The 18,790-nt window shown below is 66.0% G+C and carries 17 protein-coding genes; 7 read left to right on the forward strand and 10 right to left on the reverse strand.

All coding sequences use genetic code 11. From position 1 onward, the window contains the following. Positions 1–17: 17 nt before the first annotated feature. Positions 18–1,196, reverse strand: a complete 1,179-nt coding sequence (gene metC / locus AB7M35_RS00495) for a cystathionine beta-lyase (RefSeq protein ID WP_453956347.1) — start codon at positions 1,194–1,196, stop codon at positions 18–20. Between the two features lie 239 nt (positions 1,197–1,435). Here metC and AB7M35_RS00500 point away from each other — a divergent pair, with 239 nt between their 5' ends. From AB7M35_RS00500 to AB7M35_RS00520, 5 genes are all read left to right on the forward strand, one after another. Beyond that, positions 1,436–2,455, forward strand: coding sequence for an amino acid ABC transporter substrate-binding protein (locus AB7M35_RS00500; RefSeq protein ID WP_453956348.1), 1,020 nt, complete (start codon positions 1,436–1,438; stop codon positions 2,453–2,455). Positions 2,456–2,546: 91 nt separating this feature from the next. Next, entirely contained in the window at positions 2,547–3,749 is a 1,203-nt protein-coding gene (locus tag AB7M35_RS00505; protein WP_453956350.1) for an amino acid ABC transporter permease, read from the forward strand. Between the two features lie 9 nt (positions 3,750–3,758). Continuing rightward, on the forward strand, positions 3,759–5,057 hold the full coding sequence (locus AB7M35_RS00510; protein WP_453956352.1) for an amino acid ABC transporter permease: 1,299 nt from the start codon (positions 3,759–3,761) through the stop codon (positions 5,055–5,057). A 160-nt stretch (positions 5,058–5,217) separates the two neighbouring features. After that, the gene (locus AB7M35_RS00515; RefSeq protein ID WP_453960545.1) at positions 5,218–5,967 is read left to right on the forward strand and encodes an amino acid ABC transporter ATP-binding protein; all 750 of its coding nucleotides are present in this window, start codon (positions 5,218–5,220) and stop codon (positions 5,965–5,967) included. Between the two features lie 120 nt (positions 5,968–6,087). Continuing rightward, positions 6,088–6,960, forward strand: a complete 873-nt coding sequence (locus tag AB7M35_RS00520) for an alpha/beta fold hydrolase (RefSeq protein ID WP_453956353.1) — start codon at positions 6,088–6,090, stop codon at positions 6,958–6,960. Here AB7M35_RS00520 and AB7M35_RS00525 read toward each other — a convergent pair. The 4 genes from AB7M35_RS00525 to AB7M35_RS00540 all read right to left on the reverse strand — a co-directional run bounded on the left by AB7M35_RS00525 (position 6,957) and on the right by AB7M35_RS00540 (position 10,490). Further along, a complete protein-coding gene (locus tag AB7M35_RS00525; RefSeq protein WP_453956355.1) occupies positions 6,957–7,589 on the reverse strand; it encodes an FMN-binding negative transcriptional regulator in 633 nt (210 codons plus the stop codon). The genes AB7M35_RS00520 and AB7M35_RS00525 overlap by 4 nt on opposite strands. Positions 7,590–7,599: 10 nt before the next feature. Continuing rightward, positions 7,600–8,463: a 3-mercaptopyruvate sulfurtransferase gene (gene sseA, locus AB7M35_RS00530; RefSeq protein ID WP_453956356.1), complete on the reverse strand. Its 864-nt coding sequence runs from the start codon at positions 8,461–8,463 to the stop codon at positions 7,600–7,602. 234 nt (positions 8,464–8,697) lie between these two features. Further along, positions 8,698–9,435: an alanyl-tRNA editing protein gene (locus AB7M35_RS00535; RefSeq protein ID WP_453956357.1), complete on the reverse strand. Its 738-nt coding sequence runs from the start codon at positions 9,433–9,435 to the stop codon at positions 8,698–8,700. 14 nt (positions 9,436–9,449) lie between these two features. After that, positions 9,450–10,490, reverse strand: a complete 1,041-nt coding sequence (locus tag AB7M35_RS00540; protein WP_453956359.1) for a cysteine synthase A — start codon at positions 10,488–10,490, stop codon at positions 9,450–9,452. A gap of 211 nt (positions 10,491–10,701) precedes the next feature. On the opposite strand from AB7M35_RS00540, the gene AB7M35_RS00545 reads away from it, so the two are divergent. Together AB7M35_RS00545 and AB7M35_RS00550 are read left to right on the forward strand one after the other, a co-directional pair. Further along, positions 10,702–11,376: a ChrR family anti-sigma-E factor gene (locus AB7M35_RS00545; RefSeq protein ID WP_453956361.1), complete on the forward strand. Its 675-nt coding sequence runs from the start codon at positions 10,702–10,704 to the stop codon at positions 11,374–11,376. 126 nt (positions 11,377–11,502) lie between these two features. Next, a complete protein-coding gene (locus tag AB7M35_RS00550) occupies positions 11,503–12,309 on the forward strand; it encodes an SDR family NAD(P)-dependent oxidoreductase (protein WP_453960546.1) in 807 nt (268 codons plus the stop codon). Positions 12,310–12,370: 61 nt separating this feature from the next. Here AB7M35_RS00550 and AB7M35_RS00555 read toward each other — a convergent pair whose 3' ends face one another. The 5 genes from AB7M35_RS00555 to AB7M35_RS00575 all read right to left on the reverse strand — a co-directional run bounded on the left by AB7M35_RS00555 (position 12,371) and on the right by AB7M35_RS00575 (position 18,733). Then, positions 12,371–13,711, reverse strand: coding sequence for an MFS transporter (locus AB7M35_RS00555; protein WP_453956363.1), 1,341 nt, complete (start codon positions 13,709–13,711; stop codon positions 12,371–12,373). Then, complete coding sequence (locus tag AB7M35_RS00560; RefSeq protein ID WP_453956365.1) at positions 13,708–14,943, reverse strand: class I SAM-dependent methyltransferase; 1,236 nt, start codon at positions 14,941–14,943, stop codon at positions 13,708–13,710. The genes AB7M35_RS00555 and AB7M35_RS00560 overlap by 4 nt, the downstream gene beginning before the upstream one ends. A gap of 99 nt (positions 14,944–15,042) precedes the next feature. Then, on the reverse strand, positions 15,043–15,981 hold the full coding sequence (locus AB7M35_RS00565; protein WP_453956367.1) for a DUF1365 domain-containing protein: 939 nt from the start codon (positions 15,979–15,981) through the stop codon (positions 15,043–15,045). After that, the gene (locus tag AB7M35_RS00570; RefSeq protein ID WP_453956369.1) at positions 15,933–17,267 is read right to left on the reverse strand and encodes an NAD(P)/FAD-dependent oxidoreductase; all 1,335 of its coding nucleotides are present in this window, start codon (positions 17,265–17,267) and stop codon (positions 15,933–15,935) included. Before AB7M35_RS00570 ends, AB7M35_RS00565 begins: the two co-directional genes overlap by 49 nt. Then, the gene (locus AB7M35_RS00575; RefSeq protein WP_453956371.1) at positions 17,264–18,733 is read right to left on the reverse strand and encodes a cryptochrome/photolyase family protein; all 1,470 of its coding nucleotides are present in this window, start codon (positions 18,731–18,733) and stop codon (positions 17,264–17,266) included. Before AB7M35_RS00575 ends, AB7M35_RS00570 begins: the two co-directional genes overlap by 4 nt. Between the last annotated feature and the right edge of the window lie 57 nt (positions 18,734–18,790).

The raw sequence follows: 18,790 nt of genomic DNA on the forward strand, positions 1-18,790 counted from the left end.
GTGGATTGCCGCGCCGCTCAGCCCTGCGCCAGCCGGCCGAAGCCTTCCTCGAGATCGGCGATCAGGTCGGCCGGATCCTCCAGCCCGATATGAAGCCGCACCAGCGGCCCCTCGGGTTCCCAGGGTGTCGCCGTGCGCATCGCGCTCGGATCGGGGCAGGTGATCAGGCTTTCGAACCCGCCCCACGAGGCGCCGATGCCGAAATAGCTCAAGCCGTCGACGAAGGCCGACAGTTGCGCCTTCGAGCACGGCTTCAGCACCATCGCGAACAGCCCGCAGGCGCCGGTGAAGTCGCGCTTCCAGATCGCGTGACCCGGGTCGCTTTCCAGCGCCGGATGCAGCACCCGGGCGACCTCCGGCCGGCCTTCCAGCCAACGCGCGACCGTGACGCCGCTCTCGAAGTGGCGGGCTAGCCGCAGCGGCAGCGTGCGCATGCCGCGCAGCGTGTTGGAGACGTCGTCGGGCCCGACGTTCACGCCGAGGAAGAGGCGCATGTCCTTGAGGGCCGGGTAGGCCGCCTCGCTCGCGGCCACCGTGCCGAGGAGCAGGTCGGAGTGGCCCCCGAAATACTTCGTCGCCGCCTGGATCGACAGGTCGACGCCGTGCTCCAGGGGCCTGAAGTAGACCGGCGTCGCCCAGGTGTTGTCCATGGCGACGGTCAGGCCGCGCTGCTTGGCAGCCCCCGCGATCGCCGGGATGTCCTGCATCTCGAACGTCAGCGATCCCGGAGCTTCGAGAAAGACCGTCGTGGTGTTGTCGCGGAAATGCCGGGCGACATCCGCGCCCAGCTGCGGGTCGAAGTAGCTGGTCTCCACGCCGAAGCGGGCCAGCACCTTGTCGCAGAACCGCCTGGTGGGTCCGTAGACGTTGTCGGCGACGAGGACGTGGTCGCCCGCCTTGGTGGCGGACAGCAGTGCCACCGTGCAGGCTTCCAGTCCCGAACTCGTCAGGATGGTGCCCGCGGCGCCCTCGATGTCGGTCACCGTCTGCTCCAGCGCATCCATGGTCGGGGTGCCCTGGCGGCCGTACACATAACGTCGGGTCCGGTCCTGGGCCGCCTGGAGATTGGGGGCGAGGACGGTGGACCCGTGGTAGACGGGCGGGTTGACGAAGCCGTGATTGTCGTGCGGCGAGGGGCCCGCGTGGGCAAGCCGGGTCGCGATATCCGCGGAACCGGCTGATTTTGTTTTGTTCATGGCGCCATTTTCAGCAAAGTTGGAACGAAGCTTGCGAGTAGGCCAACTGATCTGCGGTTTCCTCTCACCGTGCAACCCCTTGACCGGCCCTTCGTAATAGCCTGTGATGACAATCTCTGGAGGAGCTGGGGAGGCGAGCCGGATCGAACTGACCGATCTGGGCCATTCCAACGCGGCAGTCTCCGGTTGCAAGAACGTTCACCATTCCAGTCAAACGCTAGAAATGAGCAGGCATCCTCATGAACAAGACCGTGCTCCCGATTGCCATTGCCGCCGCCATCGGGCTGGGCGTGGCCGCTGCCAGCGCAGCGACGCTCGAAGATGTTAAATCGAAGGGATTCGTCCAGTGCGGCGCGAACGCGAGCGGACTTGCCGGCTTCGCCACCACCAATGACAAGGGTGAGTGGAACGGCTTCGACGTCGACTATTGCCGCGCCTACGCCGCGGCGATCTTCGGCGACCCCTCGAAGGTCAAGTTCACGCCGCTGACCGCCAAGGAGCGCTTCACCGCGCTGCAGTCCGGTTCGGTCGACGTGCTGGTCCGCAACACCACCTGGACCATGTCGCGTGACACCCAGCTCGGCCTGAACTTCACCGGCGTCAGCTACTACGACGGCCAGGGCTTCATGGTTCGCAAGTCGCTCGGCATCACCTCGGCGCTGGAACTCTCCGGCGCCTCGATCTGCGTCCAGACCGGCACCACCACCGAGCTGAACCTCTCCGACTACTTCCGCACCAACGACATGGACATCAACGCGGTGGTGTTCGAATCCGCGAACGAGGCGATCCAGGCCTACGACGCGGGTCGGTGCGACGCGTTCACGACGGACGCCTCGGGCCTCTACGCGGAGCGCCTGAAGCTCACCAACCCGGACGACAGCATGATCCTTCCGGAGGTCATCTCCAAGGAGCCGCTTGGCCCGGTGGTGCGCCAGGGTGACGACGGGTGGTTCAACCTCGTCAAGTGGGTCGGCTATGCGCTGGTCAACGCCGAGGAGCTGGGCGTGACCCAGGCCAACGTCGAAGAGATGAAGGGCTCCGACAATCCGGAGATCAAGCGTCTTCTCGGCACCGAAGGTGCGTATGGCGAGGCCATCGGTCTCGACAACGACTGGGCCGTCAAGGTGATCTCCGGCGTGGGCAACTACGGCGAGATCTTCGACCGCAACATCGGTCCGTCGACGCCGCTTGCGATCGAACGCGGCATCAATGCGCTGTGGACCGATGGTGGTCTGCAATACGGCATTCCGGTCCGTTAATCGCACCTGATCGGACTGCGGTCGGCCCAAGGTCGGCCGCAGTCTGATCTCCGTGTCCCAAATAACAACCTCACCTTCCGAGGGGCACTAGATGGCGGTTCAGGATCAAGGCGCGGGCCGATTGCCGGCCGGGCGCTCACGCGGCTCATTTATCTACGATCCGAAGGTTCGCGGTACGGTCTTCCAGGCTGTCGTTCTGGTCGTGGTGCTTTTCCTGGTCTACGTGGCGGCCTCCAATGTGATCGCCAACCTCCAGCGGCAGCACATCGCTTCCGGGTTCGGCTTTCTGGGCCAGACGGCCGGTTTCGAAATCTCGCAGACGCTGATTCCCTATGCGGCCACCTCGACCTACGGGAGGGCCTTCCTTGTCGGCCTCCTGAACACCCTGCTGGTGGCGTTCGTCGGTATCGTCCTTGCGACGATCCTCGGATTTATCGTCGGCGTGATGCGCCTCTCGAAGAACTGGCTGATCCGCCAGATCGCCACCACCTTCGTGGAAGTGCTGCGCAACATCCCGCTGCTGCTCCAGCTGTTCTTCTGGTATTTCGCGGTGCTCAAGCAGCTGCCTGGCCCGCGCGATTCGATCGATCTGGGCCTCGGCGCATCCCTGAACATTCGCGGCCTCTACATTCCCGCACCGATCCTCGGACCGGGAAGCTGGATCGTCATCGCCGCATTTTTCGTCGGTATCGTGGGTTCGTTCGCGGTGGCCAAATGGGCGCGGATGCGCCAGATGGCGACCGGCGAGCGCTTTCCCGTTCCGATTGCCGTGCTGGGCCTGATCATCGGCCTGCCCATCATTGCCTTCTTCGTGGCCGGGCAGCCGATCACGCTGGAAACGCCGGCGCTGAAGGGCTTCAACCTCCAGGGCGGCGTCCAGGTGATCCCGGAACTGGTCGCGCTCGTCCTCGGCCTGGCGATCTACACCGCCGCCTATATCGCTGAGATCGTGCGCGCGGGCATCGTGTCCGTCAGCAAGGGGCAGACCGAGGCGGCTCACGCGCTTGGGCTCCGGTCCGGTCAGGCCCTCTGGCTCGTGGTCATTCCGCAGGCGATGCGGGTGATCATTCCGCCGCTGACGAGCCAGTATCTCAATCTCACCAAGAACTCGTCGTTGGCGGTGGCGATCGGCTATCCGGACCTGGTCTCGGTCCTGGCGGGCACGGTCCTGAACCAGACAGGCCAGGCGGTCGAGTGCATTTCGCTCACCATGCTCGTCTATCTGGTGATCTCGCTGCTGATGTCGGCCTTCATGAACTGGTTCAATGCGCACGTGGCGCTGGTGGAGCGGTAGGGGATGGCCATGGACATCGCATACGTCAGGTCCGAGCCGGCCCCGGCGCTGCCGGCTCCCAACAGCGCCAAGGGCGCCGTCGGCTGGGTGCGGGCGAACCTGTTCTCCGGGATCGGCAACACCGTCATCACGCTGGTCGCGCTCTATTTGCTGTGGATCACCATTCCGCCGCTGATCAACTTCCTGTTCATCGATGCGGTCTGGAACGGCAGCGACCGCGAGGCCTGCGTGGGGGCGGACGTCGGCGCGTGCTGGGCGTTCGTGAAGACCCGTTTCCCCCAGTACATCTATGGCCGCTACCCCATCGACGAGCGCTGGCGCGTCGACATCGTCTTCTTCCTGCTGGCGGCCGGCCTCCTGCCGATGGCGATCCCGAAGGTGCCGTTCAAGGCGCTGAACGCCGTCTTTCTCCTCGTCGTCTTTCCGCTGGTCGCGCTGGTGCTGCTGTCCGGCGGCGACTTCGAGATCGGCCTCGGCTGGTGGATCTCGCTGGTCGTTCTGCTGCTCATCGTGGAAGCTGTCATCTTCCTGCCGGCCATCCTGGGGGCGACGAGCTACGCCGAGTTGAGACGGCCGGCAACGCTTGCGCTGGTGCCGTTCGCGACACTGGCGGTGATCTTCGTGGTCATGAGCCTCGACTTTGGCCTGCGCGAGGTCGAGACGTCGCTGTGGGGCGGGCTGCTGGTGACCCTGGTGCTGGCGCTATGCGGCATCGCGGCCTCGTTGCCGATCGGGATCCTGCTGGCGCTCGGTCGGCGCTCCAAGATGCCCATCGTCAAGCTGTTCTCGGTGATCTTCATCGAGTTCTGGCGCGGCGTGCCGCTGATCACCATCCTGTTCATGTCCAGCGTGATGCTGCCGCTGTTCCTGCCGGACGACGTGTCGTTCGACAAGCTGCTGCGCGCCATCATCGGCGTTGCGATGTTCGCCTCGGCCTACATGGCCGAAACCGTGCGCGGCGGCCTGCAGGCGATGCCCAAGGGGCAGTACGAGGGCGCCGACGCGCTGGGGCTCGGCCACTGGCAGAAGATGCGGCTGATCATCCTGCCGCAGGCGCTCAAGCACGTGATCCCCGGGATCATGAACAGCTTCATCAGCCTGTTCAAGGATACGTCGCTGGTGCTGATCGTCGGGCTTTTCGACCTCCTGGGCATGGTCAAGCTCAGCCTGGTCGATCCGAAGTGGTCGTCACCGGTGACCCCAGCGACCGGCTACATCTTCGCGGCGTTCATCTTCTGGATCTTCTGTTTCGGCATGTCGCGCTACTCGATGTTCATCGAGAGGCGGCTCGACAGGACGAACCGGTGACGCAGTCATGGGCAAGGCGCCGGGAGTTCCGGCGCGCCCGCACAAGAGTTCGACGGCCGCGGCCGGACACGGTTCGTCCGGCGGTGGCGCAAGTGAAAGGTGGTAGGCCATGACCGAGGTGTCAGAACTTCAGACCGAACCCCGCGCCAAGGTCGGAGACATGATGGTCTCCGACGAGACCATGATCAGCATGGTCGGCGTGAACAAGTGGTTCGGCGAGTTCCACGTCCTCAGGGACATCAATCTGACCGTGAAGAAGGGCGAGCGCATCGTCATCTGCGGCCCGTCGGGCTCCGGCAAGTCGACGCTGATCCGCTGCATCAACCGGCTTGAGGAGCACCAGTCGGGCAGCATCATCATCGACAATACGGAACTCACCAACGACCTCAAGAAGATCGACGAGATCCGCCGCGAGGTCGGCATGGTGTTCCAGCATTTCAATCTGTTCCCGCACCTGACCATCCTGGAGAACTGCACCCTTGCGCCGATCTGGGTGCGCAAGATGCCGAAGAAGGAAGCGGAAGAGGTGGCGATGACCTACCTCGAGCGCGTCAAGATCCCGGAACAGGCCAACAAGTACCCGGGCCAGCTGTCGGGTGGCCAGCAGCAGCGGGTGGCCATCGCGCGGGCGCTGTGCATGAACCCCAACGTGATGCTGTTCGACGAACCGACGTCCGCGCTCGATCCGGAGATGATCAAGGAAGTGCTCGACGTGATGATCGACCTTGCCCAGTCGGGCATGACGATGATCTGCGTCACCCACGAAATGGGCTTCGCCCGCCAGGTGGCGAACCGCGTCATCTTCATGGATGCGGGCATGATCGTCGAGCAGAACGCGCCGGAGCCGTTCTTCACCAACCCGCAGCACGAGCGGACGAAGCTGTTCCTGAGCCAGATCCTGCACCACTGAGTTCGGCCGACCGGCCGGTCGCGGCCGCTCTCAGGTCGGCCATTGTGGTTCGTCGAATCGCCGGTCGGGTGCCGGTGACGATGGGCCGGATTGGGCCTGGGCACCTGCGGGGAGACAAAGTTGGGCTCCTTCTTTCCCGGCTTCCAACTGGAGGTCGTCGAGACGAGCAAAGGGCCGATCCGGCTGCGTCGTGGCGGGGAGGGGCCGCCGCTGCTGCTCCTTCATGGCCACCCCCGGACACACACCACGTGGTGGAAAGTCGCCCCGGAAGTTTCGAAGACCTACACCGTGGTTTGTCCCGACATGCCGGGATTCGGGAAGAGCTATCAGCCCGTCGGTGTCGAAGGCTCGAGTGGACGCGCGAAGGCGTCCGCCCTGGCGGAGTGCATGGCCGCGCTGGGGCACCGGCAGTTTGCCGTGGCAGGTCACGACCGAGGGTCCTACCGCGCGTTTCGCTTGGCGATGGATTTCCCCGATCGCGTTTCCGCGCTGGCGGTGATGGATGGTGTGCCAATCTACGAGGCTCTCGAGCGCGCCGACTGGCGGTTCGCGAGGGCCTGGTATCACTGGTTTTTCTTTGCCCAGTCCGAAAAGGCGGCGGCTGCGGTCACCTCTGCTCCGGACCTCTGGTATCCCTGCGACAGGGAGACGATGGGCGCCGAGAATGCCGCAGATTTCCTTGCCGCCACCCGAGATCCGATTGTGGTCCGGGGAATGCTCGCCGACTACCGCGCCGGGCTGGACGTCGACTACCTTCACGACAGGAGCGATCGAGAGGCCGGGCGCAGGCTTGCGTGTCCGCTCGCCGTGCTTTGGTCGGTGCGCGACGACATGGAGGCGCTCTACGGTGATCCCACCGAGCCGTGGAACGCCTGGGTGTCGCAGAAGGTGTTCCGGCAGGCGATCCAAAGTGGCCACCACATGGCGGAAGAGGCCCCCGAGGAAGTCGCCGGCGCGCTGAGACGGTTCCTCGCCGGTGCGATCGACGGCTAGCTGCGCGTCGTCGGGATCAGCGCTGCCACATCGCGGTCTGCCCTGCTCGGACTTGCCGCCAGGCCCTCGGCGACGCCTAACCGGTCGGCCTCCGACCGGTTCTGGCTCATCTTGCGCTTTCCCTCGATCCGCGTGATCGGAATGCGCACTCCCACGATGAGCCGCAACTGGGCGTCCGTGAACGCGTCCGGAGCATCGGAGACCTGCCAGGGCTCTGCACGTGACGCCTCGTGACGGTCGGTCAGTCGGGTCACGACCGCCCTCAGATCGGAGGGATCGTGAAAGAACGCGACCGGCCCATAGGCGTGGACGGCCACGTAGTTCCAGGTGGGAACGACCTTTCCGTGCTCGCGCTTGGCGGCGTACCAGGACGGGCTGATGTAGGCGTCCGGCCCCGTGAAGATCACCAGGGCATCGCCGGCCGGCTCCGCCTTCCACTGGGGATTGGCGCGGGCGATATGCCCGTAAAGGGTCCCGTGCGGTCCCTCGCTCGCTTCCAGGATCAATGGCATTGGCGTCGCGACAATGCCGTCCGCGGTCGCAGTCACCAATGTCGACAGCCCGGCCTCGCGGATGATGGTGCGTAGCGCCGCCGGGTCGTCCTCGCGAAAGGCGGGCGGCGTATACATGCGATCCCCGCTATCGCCGCGCGGTGCCGGTGGCGAGCGGCAGGCTCGGATCGGCGCCCCATTCCGCCCAAGATCCGTCATAGACCGACACCGCCGTGTGGCCGATGGAGCGGAGCGCCAGGCTGAGGATCGCGGCCGAGACGCCGGACCCGCATGTCGTGATCACCGGCCGGTCCAGTTCGACCCCGGCATCAGCGAACGCGCCCATGAGCGCATCGACGGACTTCAGCGAGCCGTCCGGTCCGATGAGGTTGGTGTAGGGCAGGTTGAGCGCCCCCGGCATGTGGCCCGAGCGCAGCTCCTTGCGAGGCTCTGGGGCGGTGCCGGCGAAACGCTCGGCCGAGCGGGCGTCGACGACAAGTGAAGTGCCGCTATCGAGGGCTTCCTCGACGTCCGCGCGCGTCGCCAGGAGGGCGTGGTTCAGCCGGGCGGTGAAATGGCGCGGCGGGCGCTTGACGACGCCCTCCTCGACGGGCCGGCCCTCCGACAGCCAGCGGGGCAGGCCGCCGTCGAGCACGAACACGCGTTCGGCGCCCATGGCGCGGAACATCCACCAGACGCGGGGGGCGGAATAGATCCCGACCGTGTCGTAGACGACGATGGTCTGGCCATCTCCGATGCCGAGGCGACGGGCGGCGCTGGCGAAGGCTTCCGGCCGCGGCAGCATGTGGGGCAGGGAAGAGGTGTGGTCGGAGACTTCATCGATGTCGACGAAAACCGCGCCCGGGATATGGGCTTCGCGATACTCCGTTTCCGCCTTGCGCTCTGTCGAAGGCAGATGCCAGGAGCCGTCGACGATGAGCACGTCCGGGGCATCGAGATGCTCGGCGAGCCAGGCAGTAGAGACCAGATAATCGAAACGGTGGTCTTGCACTTGGGCGGATCCTCGAGTGAGTCAGAGTGCGTTTTGTCGGCCCCGCCGTCGGCCCTTCTGGCCTTTGGACGGAGAGGACACGATGGGTCGGGCGTTTGCCGCATTATCCGACCGTTTGGCGGCACGCGATAGCATGCCGAAACCGGCCCTCGCGTCATGCGGGGACCGTAAGGTGGCGTTGGCCGGTTCCGAACGGTCCGACCGAACTCCCAAAGAGTCGATCGTTCGTCTTCGTCAGAGCGCGGTGTTCTCCGCCCACTGCAGCCGGACACGTCTGTTCAGCTTTCCCTTCTTCTCGATCTTGGAGACGACGACCGTCCCGATCTCTCCGGTCTTGAGGACGTGTGTTCCGCCGCACGGCTGAAGGTCGACGTCGTCCCCGATACGCACGAGCCGCACGCGACCGGACCCCATCGGCGGCTTGACGCTCATCGTCTTCACGAGCCCCGGATTGGCCTCGAGCTCCGCGTCGGTGATCCACTCCGTGGTGACGGCGTGATCGCCTTCGATCAGACGATTCAGCGCTTCGGTGATCTCGTCCTTGTCGAGCGCGCCTTCTGGAATGTCGAAATCGAGCCGGCCCTGTTCTGCACCGATCTGTCCCCCGGTGACGGGATAGGCAAGCACCGCCGTCAGAAGATGCAGTGCCGTGTGCATGCGCATGTGCTTGTAGCGCTGTTCCCAGTCCAGATGCGCGATCACCCGGTCGCCGGGCGCGGGGCGGGCGGCCTCTTCGGCAAGCAGGTGAACGATGCCCGCGCGGTCGTCCCCGTAGACGGTGTTTGCGACCGCGGCCATGGTGCCGTCGGCGAACTCGATGCGTCCGATGTCCCCCGGCTGCCCGCCACCGGACGCGTAGAAGACCGTGCGATCGAGGACCACGCCGCCCGCCTCGGTGACGTGTCGCACCACCGCCTCGCAGGAGGGCAGGTAGGCGTCGTCTCGGAACAGGGGCTCGGTCACGACTTCCATGGGTTGCGTCCAGGTTATTCCGACGTCTCGAACGGGATGGCGATCGACGGCATCTTCTCCATCCACTCCGGGACAGGCAGGTCCTTCGATCGCAGGAACTCGGGATTGAACAGCTTCGACGCGTAGCGATTGCCGTAATCGCACAGGATGGTCACGATCGTGTGGCCGGGGCCGAGGTGCCGTGCCAGCCGGATCGCGCCGGCGACGTTGATGCCGGAAGATCCCCCGAGGCAGAGCCCCTCGTGCTGAAGCAGGTCGAAGACGATCGGCAGCGCCTCGGCGTCGGGGATCTGGAAGGCGATGTCGACCGGCGCACCCTCGAGATTCTTGGTGATGCGGCCCTGGCCGATCCCCTCGGTGATCGAGGAGCCTTCCGACTTCAGCTCGCCGTGGGTGTAGAAATTGTAGAGCGCGGCACCCATTGGATCGGCAAGGCCGATGGTGATCTCCGGGTTGCGCTCCTTCAGGGCCATGCCGATCCCGGCCAGCGTTCCGCCGGATCCGACCGCGCAGATGAACCCGTCGACGTCGCCGTCGGTCTGCTCCCAGATCTCCGGACCGGTGGTCAGGATGTGCGCCTCGCGGTTCGAGACGTTGTCGAACTGGTTTGCCCAGATGGCGCCGTTGGGTTCGCTCTTGGCCATCTGAGCCGCGAGGCGGCCCGACAGCTTCACGTAATTGTTCGGGTTGCGGTAGGGAACCGCGGGAACCTCGATTAGCTCCGCTCCGGCGAGGCGAAGCATCTGCTTCTTCTCGTCGGACTGGGTCTCGGGGATCACGATGACGGTTCGAAACCCGAGCGCGGCGCCCACGAGCGCAAGCCCGATGCCCGTGTTGCCGGCGGTGCCCTCGACGATGGTTCCGCCCGGCCTCAGTTCGCCACGCTCCATGGCGTCGCGCACGATATAATAGGCGGCACGGTCCTTGACGGACTGGCCGGGATTCATGAACTCTGCCTTACCCAGGATTTCGCAGCCCGTCTCTTCCGAGGCGCGGTTGAGACGGATCAAGGGCGTGTTGCCGATGGCGTCGAGCACGGATGCGAGTTCGGCCATGACCTTGCCTTGGTTGGGTTGGAGCGGCCAAGCTATCGACACCTCTAGGTCACATCAACCGTCTAAGGCCCGCGAATGCTCGGGAGAAATGCAGCGGTGGTATGCGATTTCGTCATGATACCCTGATCCGGTCCGTCATCCGCACCGTACTATGGGCAGAGTATCCAGTTCGCCGTTGCCGATACGGCTGTCTCCTTCAGTGACTGAGCGCATGACCGAAACCTCTCAGGCCCTCGACGGCCTTATCGCCGGGTATGTCTCCGGAAGCCTGCCGCTGCCGGTGCAGGTCCTCGTCGAGGCACATCTCGAGCTGAGCCCGCGCAACCACCGGTGGGTGGGCGATCTCGAAGCCGTTGCGGCGAGTTTTCTTGAGGGGATCGAGCCGGTCGATGTGCCGGAGCGCGATCGAAAGCTCGAGCGGATTTTCTCCCTCGCTCCTGACGCGGACGCCATCTCCGATCCCGCATTCGGATCGGTCGTGCCGGCCGGCGGCTCCGTCGACGAGAGCGGGCTTCCCGCCTCGCTGCTGCGTTATGTCGGCCGTCCGTTGGCCGATGTGCCGTGGAAGACGCGGCTGCCTGGCATCCGGGAGTGGCGGGTCGGCAGCGACGACGGGTTCGTGACGAGCCTGTTCTGCCTCCGTGCCGGCCATGGGCTTCCGCCGCACACCCATCGCGGGACGGAAATGACCCTCGTCCTCCACGGTGGCTTCACCGACACCACCGGCCACTACGGCGTCGGCGATGTGTCGATCGCCGACGACCTGATCGATCATCGGCCGATCGCCGATGACGACGGCGACTGCATCGGCTTCGTGGTCAGCAATGCCTCTCTGCGTCTTACCGGTCGTCTGGGGCGCCTGCTGGCACCATTCTTGCCGGGCTGACCCGGGCTTTCGCAGACCCGACCGCGCGGCACGTGGCACTGCCCCGGCCCATGAGACCTTCGGCGATCTGCGTTTTCTCGGTTGTTCCCGCGTCTTGCGTCCGGGCGTTTTGTTCAGGGTGTGTGCATGTCGAAGAAGCCCTATGTCGCCCGCCCGGAAGACGGTGTCGCATGGATCACCGGCGCTAGTTCGGGGATCGGGGCGGCCGTCGCCCAGCGCCTCGCGGCCGCGGGCTTCACGGTGGCGATTACGGCGCGTCGCGAGGAGGAGCTGGCCGGGGTTGCAGCCGACGCCTCAGGGCCAGGCCGCATTGTTCCGTTCCCCGGAGACGTCACCGACGCCGCTGCGATGGAGGCGGTCGTTGGTCGGATCGAGACCGAACTGGGTCCGATCGCGCTGGCGATTCTGAACGCCGGCGTCTATCTGCCGGTGACGGGCGACGCACTCGACCGCGCCAACTTCGACAAGACCTTCGACGTCAACATCCGCGGCACTGTGAACTGCCTCATCCCGGCTTCCCGCCCGATGCTGGCACGGGGCAGGGGCCAGATCGCGATCGTGGCCTCCGTGGCCGGCTATTTCGGATTGCCGACGGCGGCGTCCTACGGCGCGAGCAAGGCCGCGCTCATCAATCTCGCCGAAGCGCTCAAGTTCGATTTCGACAACCAGGGCCTCACCATCCAGGTGATCGCGCCGGGCTTCGTCGACACTCCGGCGACCGCCGACAACCCGTTTCCCATGCCGTATCTCATGTCGGTCGGAAAGGCCGCGCGCCGGCTCGTGGAGGGTCTCCAGAGCGGACGCTTCGAAGTGACGTTCCCGCGGCGCTTCACCTATGCGCTGAAGGTGATCCGCGTCCTCCCGTACTGGGCCTTCTTCCCGCTGATTGGCTCGGCAACGGGCTGGAACAAGCCGAAATCGAAAGACGAATAGGGCGGTTCGGGCAGAATGACGATTGGACCTGTTGGGCCTCAGTGCGCTTGCCGCTGGGGCTTCAGCCGGCCGACGCCGGCTCCGCGTCGATCGCCGCGCGCACCCGGGCCTGTTCCGCCTCATCCATCGGAAACCGCCACATCAACGCGACGGCCGCGAGCTTGAGTACGATCGGGACCCAGGCGTAGAGGACTGCAAGGGCGAACAGGCCGTCGTCGCCTTCTCCCGCGCCTGTGCGAAATCCGGCGACTGCAAGCAGCGGAAACGCGATCCCGACCGCCGCTGCGAGCGCCAGCTTGGTCGCCAGGCCCCACAGCGCGAAATAGAGGCCGGTCCGCTGGCTTCCCGAGGCGGCAGTGTCGATGTCGACCACGTCGGCCTGGATCGCGGCCGGCAGCACGAGGTCCGCCCCCACGGCCAGGCCGGTCAGGACGCAGACCACCGCAAAAGCTAGAACGTCTCCCGGGCCGAGCAAAGGAACGGCTGCGAACACCACGCACGCGGCGATCATCGCGATCGACCAGGCGCGGTGCTTTCCGACGGCCCGCGACAGGCGCAGCCAGATCGGAATGCCGACAATCCCGCACAGGAAGTAGAGAAAGAGAAACGGTCCCTGCATCTGCGGCGCGTCGATTACCCGGGCCACGAAGAACAGGAAAAGCGTGGCCGGAAGGCCGTTGGCGAGGCCGTTGATGGCGAAGGCCGCGACCAGCCGGATGAAAGGTCGATTGCGACGGATGAACCCCAGGCCGTCTCGAAGCGAGAGGGAGCGGGTGGAGCTGTCGTGCGGCTCGGGCACGAAGGCGATGGCGACGAAGGCTGTCACGGGCAGCAGGACGAGTACGCTGACCGCGATCCACGACAGCGCCAGGCCCTGGTCGCCTTTTGAGAGCACGGCCGGTATCCCCGCGGCCGCCAGCGTTCCGGCGACGATCAGCCCCTCACGCGCGGCCGCGATCCGGCTCCTGCCATGATAGTCGACGGAGAGTTCGGCGCCCCAGGCGTTGAAGGGCACCAGCGCTGCGGTGCTGGTGAGCGAGACCAGCACGCCCCAGGCGAGGAGGTAGCCGATGCCTGCATCCGGCGGAGGGACGAACAGGAAATAGCAGGCGATGGCCGTCGCAGGCGCGGAGGCCGCGAGCCACAGGCGTCGCCGGCCGAAGCGCGGCCGCCACCGGTCCGCCAGCACGCCGACCACCGGGTCCGACACGGCGTCGGCGACGCGGATCGCTAGGAAGGTGGCCCCCACCGCCGACAGCGGCAGGCCCAATCCGTCCGCGTAGAATGTCGGCAGCAGGATGAAGAGCGGAAACTGCAGCGTCGCGAGCGGCAGGGCCGGCAGGGCGTAGAGAAGCAGATGCCCCCAGGTCGGAGCCGCAGCACGCCTGCCGCCTGCGTTCACGGGCGGGCGAACACGAAGTGCTTCACGTCGATGGCTCCGGCGCGGAATCCAGCCTCGCAATAGTGCAGGTAGAATTCCCACATCCGCCGGAAGCGGTCGTCGAAGCCGCCGGGCGCAAGCTTCGGCCAGGCCGACCGGAAGCGGTCGCGCCATTCGGCCAGCGTACGGGCATAATCGCCGCCGAATCCGGCTTCGTGGGTTGCCGTCAGCCCCACCGCGTCGGCGAGTGCGCCGACCCGGCTCGGCGACGGCAGCATGCCGCCGGGAAAGATGTAGCGCTGGATGAAGTCCGGCGCCCGTCGGTACGCCTCGAAGTGCTCGTCCTCGACGGTGATGATCTGCAGCCCGGCCCGTCCGCCGGAGCGCAGCCGGTCGCTCAGCATCTGGAAATAGCCCGGCCAGAAACGTTCGCCGACGGCCTCGAACATCTCGATCGAGACGATCCGGTCGTAACTGCCCTCGATGTCGCGGTAATCCACGAGATCGACCGTCACGCGGTCGTTCAGGCCGGCGTCGCTGATCCGCTTGCGGGCGTAGTCGTGCTGGGCGCGGCTGATGGTGACCGCGGTGACCCGGCAACCGATCTCCCGGGCGGCGTACTCCGCGAAGCCACCCCACCCGCAGCCGACTTCCAGCACATGGTCGCCGGACTGGATGTCGGTCCGCTCGGCGAGCTCGCGGTACTTGTCGCGCTGCGCAGCCTCGAGATTGTTGGCCCCGCCGCCGAAGTAGGCGGACGAGTAGGTCATCGAGGGGTCCAGCCAGGCGGAGTAGAACGCGTTGCCGAGGTCGTAATGCGCCGCGATGTTGCGCTTCGATCCGGCGCGCGAATTGCGGTTGAGGAAGTGCCGGAAGGAGACGATCGCGCGGGCGATCGGATTGCCGGCGAGCGCGTTCATCATCACCCCGCGGTTGGCGGCGAACAGCTCGAGAAAGGCCGTCGGGTCCGGGCTGGACCATTCGCCCGCCATGTAGGCTTCGCCAACGCCGATGTCGCCCGCCTGGAGCAGACGGCGCGCGAAGCGCCAGTCGTGGATGGCGAAATCGGCACAGGGACCGGGTTCCGGAGCGGTGATGCGGAAGCTCCGGCCGTCAGGGACGGTCACGCCCAGCGAGCCCTTCTGGAGCTTCAGGGCCACCGCGAAGCCGCGGCGCGCGAAGGCGGGCAGGCCGCGCAGGGCGTCGGATGCGTTTGCCGTTGTGAGCGGCACGGGGGCAGAGGCGATCGTCATACCGAGACAACCTTCCAGCTGAGACAGTATGGGCCGGACAACGTCCGGACGGCGAAAGTCGAGCGGGTTCCGTTCATTGCTGACGGAGGACCAGGGATCCTAACCCGGAGGCGGCAAATTGGCTGCAAGTTGATGGCCGCCTGGTCGCCCTTGCGCGCGTCCGCCCGCTGGAACCGATCCCGAAGCCTGCTTCGAGGGGGCTTCGGTGCGCGGCTTCGGCACGAGAGGGACGCGCTTCCACCAGAGGCGCAGGGCCTCGAAATGGATGGCGGCGATCACCTTCAGCGACATCAGCGGGACGGTGAAGAAGGCGCGCGCGAGATTGGCGCGCGTCGCCGGCCGAAGCCGTCCCGCGAACGTCGCCGCCAGCGTCGGCCCCTCGGCGTCGGTTTCCAGAATGCGGATTCGGACGGCCTCGCCGGGGGGCAGGACGCGGAAGAGGTAGGTTTCGTCCATGCCCAGGAATGGAGACACGTGGAAGGCCTTGGTGGCCTTCTGCTCGATGCCGGCCTCGCTCGCCTCGCCGCTGCGCACCGGCGCGACATAGGTATGACGGCCGCCGAACGTGTTGCGCACCTCGTAGAGGAGGGCGGTGAGGGAACCGTCGGAAGCGTAGGCGAAATAGACGGTTATCGGGTCGAACACGTAGCCGAAGACGCGCGGATAGCAGAGCATGAGCACGCGCTGCGGGCGCGCGACACCTGCTTCGCCAAGCAGGCGATCGACATGCGGACGCAACGGCGATCCATCGCCGGCGCCGTGATCGCGCGCATGGACGGAAAGCGGGGCGAACCGGTCGAAGGCGAACCACGGCGCGAGGCCGCTAGTGTCGTTCATCCGGTCGAGATCCACCAGCATCGAATAGACCCGATAGGCGAACCGGTGACCGACCGGCTTCAGGCGGGCGTGCATCACGTCGCCCATGTAAAGCGCGACGGGCGCGGCGGGCGCGTCACCGTTCGCAGCCCAGGTCGTGGGGATGCGCGTCCTCACTCTGCGGCCTCCAACTGGACGGTCGGGGACGAGTTGCTGCGCCAAGGCACGGTGCCACCCAGCGCCTCGGCCACGGCGAGCCCCGACGTCAGCCCATCCTCGTGGAAACCATAGCCTGTCCAAGCGCCGCAAAACCAGGTGCGGTCGCCACCCTGGATCGCCGGCAAGGCGGACTGGGCCTGCAGGGCCAGACGGTCGAACTGCGGATGGCTGTAGCTGTAAGTGCCGAAAGTCAGGGCGGGATCCGGCACGAAGGGCGGATTGAGGGTCACGAAGAGGGGCAGGGCGGGGTCGATGTTCTGCAGCCGGTTCATCCAGTAGCTCAGCGCCACGCCTTCACCCGCGTGGTCACCGGGCCAGCTCAGGTAGTTCCATGAGGACCACACCTGCTTGCGGCGGGGCATCAGGCGCGGGTCGCGGTGCAGGTAAACCGCGTTCGGCCGATAGTCGATCGCGCTCAGTACCGCGCGTTCCGCCGAGCTGGGCGCGTCGAGAATGGCGAGCGCCTGGTCCGTATGACAGGCCAGTACGACCTGGTCGAAGGTGTCGCGATGCCCGGTGCTGTCGATCACGGTCACGCCCGTCGCGCTTCGCTCGATGCGCGCAATGGGCGTGGCGACGCGCAGCGTGCCCTGTCGGACGATCTTGTTGAGCATCCGATTGACGTAGACACGGCTGCCGCCACTGACGGTGCGCCAGAGCGGCCGGTCGTGGTCGATGAGGCGATGGTTGTCGAAGAAGGCCAGCAGCGCGCGCGCCGGGAACTCCAGCATGCGCTCCGCCGGCATCGACCAGATCGCGGCCCCCATGGGCACCAGATAGTCCTCGGCGAAGGACGAGCGGAAGCCGCGTTCGGCGAGGTAGGCACGCAGCGTCGTCGTGGCCGCGATGCCGCGCGCAAGATCGCCACGCGCGGTCGCATTGAAGCGCAGGATTTCGCGCAGCATCCCGATGAAGCGCGGCGACACCAGGTTGCGCTTGCAGGCGAAAAGGCCTGCCAGGGACTGGCCGGACCATTCGTGCGTTCCACCGCGCATCGAGGCACCGAAACTCATGTCGCTGGGTTCGGTCGGCACACCCAGATGGTCGAACAGGCTGACGAGGTTCGGATAGTTCAGCTCGTTGTAGACGATGAAGCCGGTGTCGACGGGGATGGTTCGCCCGTCATAGTCGACGTCCACGGTAGCCGAGTGTCCGCCGGCTCTTGGCTCCGCTTCGTAGAGGACGACGTCGTGCCGGTCGCACAGCGACCATGCCGCTGCGTTGCCGGCGATGCCGGAGCCAACCACCGCGATGCGCGACGCCGGAAAGTGAGATGCGTGCGCGTTCAAGCGGCCTGTTCCTTGATCTTCTGGTACGCCTCGAGTGCGCGCTTGCGCGCGTCGGCATGATCGACGATGCGCTCGGGATAGGTGTCGCCGAGGACCACCCCAGCGTCCTTCAGGACGTCGTCGGGGGCGGTCCAGGGCTCGTGGATGTATTTGTCCGGCAGTTCCGCGAGCTCGGGAACGAAGGCGCGGACATAGGCGCCCTCCGGATCGAATTTCTTGCCCTGGAGAACCGGATTGAAGACGCGGAAATAGGGTGCCGCGTCGGCGCCGGATCCGGACACCCACTGCCAGCTTGCGGGATTGTTGGCCGCGTCCGCGTCGACGAGCGTGTCCCAGAACCAGGCTTCGCCGTCGCGCCAGTCGACCAGCAGATCCTTGGTCAGGAACGAGGCGACCACCATCCGCACGCGGTTGTGCATCCAGCCGGTCTGCCAGAGCTGGCGCATTCCGGCATCTACGATCGGATAGCCGGTCTTGCCCGCCTCCCACGACGCGAGTTTCGCGTCGGACTGGCGCCAGGGGAACGCATCGAACTTGTCCTGCACGTTGGCATGTTCGAGCGGCGGGAGATGGTAGAGGAGGTGATAGGAAAACTCCCGCCACAACACCTCGCTCAGGAACTTCTCGGCAGACTGGCGCTCCGTGGAGCCTGATCCTTCGTCAGCCACCCGAGACAGCGCCGACCAGACGGTTCGTGGTGAGATCTCGCCGAAGCGCAGATGCGGAGAGAGACGCGACGTCGCATCCACCGCGGCGAAGTCGCGCTTGGTCTTGTAGAGCCCAAGGCGGTCGTCGATGAAGTCGGCCAGCGTCTGAAGAGCCGCGGCCTCGCCCTGGGTCCAGGTCTCGCGCAGGCCACCGGCCCAGTCGGGCTTTTCCGGACGAAGCTTCAGCTCAGCCAGAGCGAGGCCGTCGGGCCAGCGCCTTGGAGGTGGCAGATCTGACTCCGGTGCCGCCATCGGCATCATCGCGCTGAGCTTCTGGCGCGCGGCGCGGGCGAACGGCGTGTAGACGCGATAGAAAGACCCTTCGCCGGTCTCGACCTCCCAGGGCTCGATCAGCAGCGATCCATTGAAGCTTCGGACCGTCAGGCCATCCCGTTCGAACGAAGTCTTGATGGCGGCGTCGACCTCCCGCGCGTCCGGGTGGTAGCGCCGGTTCCAGAAGACCGCGCCGGCATCTGTCTCGCTGACGAGCGCGCTGAGTTCGGCCTTTGCCTCGCCCCTACGCAGGATCAGCCGCGAGCCGAGTTTGCGGAGCTCACCATCAAGTGCCTCGAGGGATCCGTGCAACCACCAGCGGGCGGCTCCGCCGAGCGCACGCATGCTCTCCGGACCGGTCTCCTGAATATAGACGGGAATGATCGGATCACCTGCCTCGATGGCCGCACGCAGCGCCGGATTGTCGGCAAGGCGCAGATCGTCGCGAAACCAGACGATCGAGGGGGAAGGGTTGGTTCGGCTCATTCAATGTCCTGAGGATGGCTGGCAGGTCGCGACGTCTTTCGGAATACGTGCGACGGT

It is taken from the genome of Amorphus suaedae, assembly GCF_053629675.1.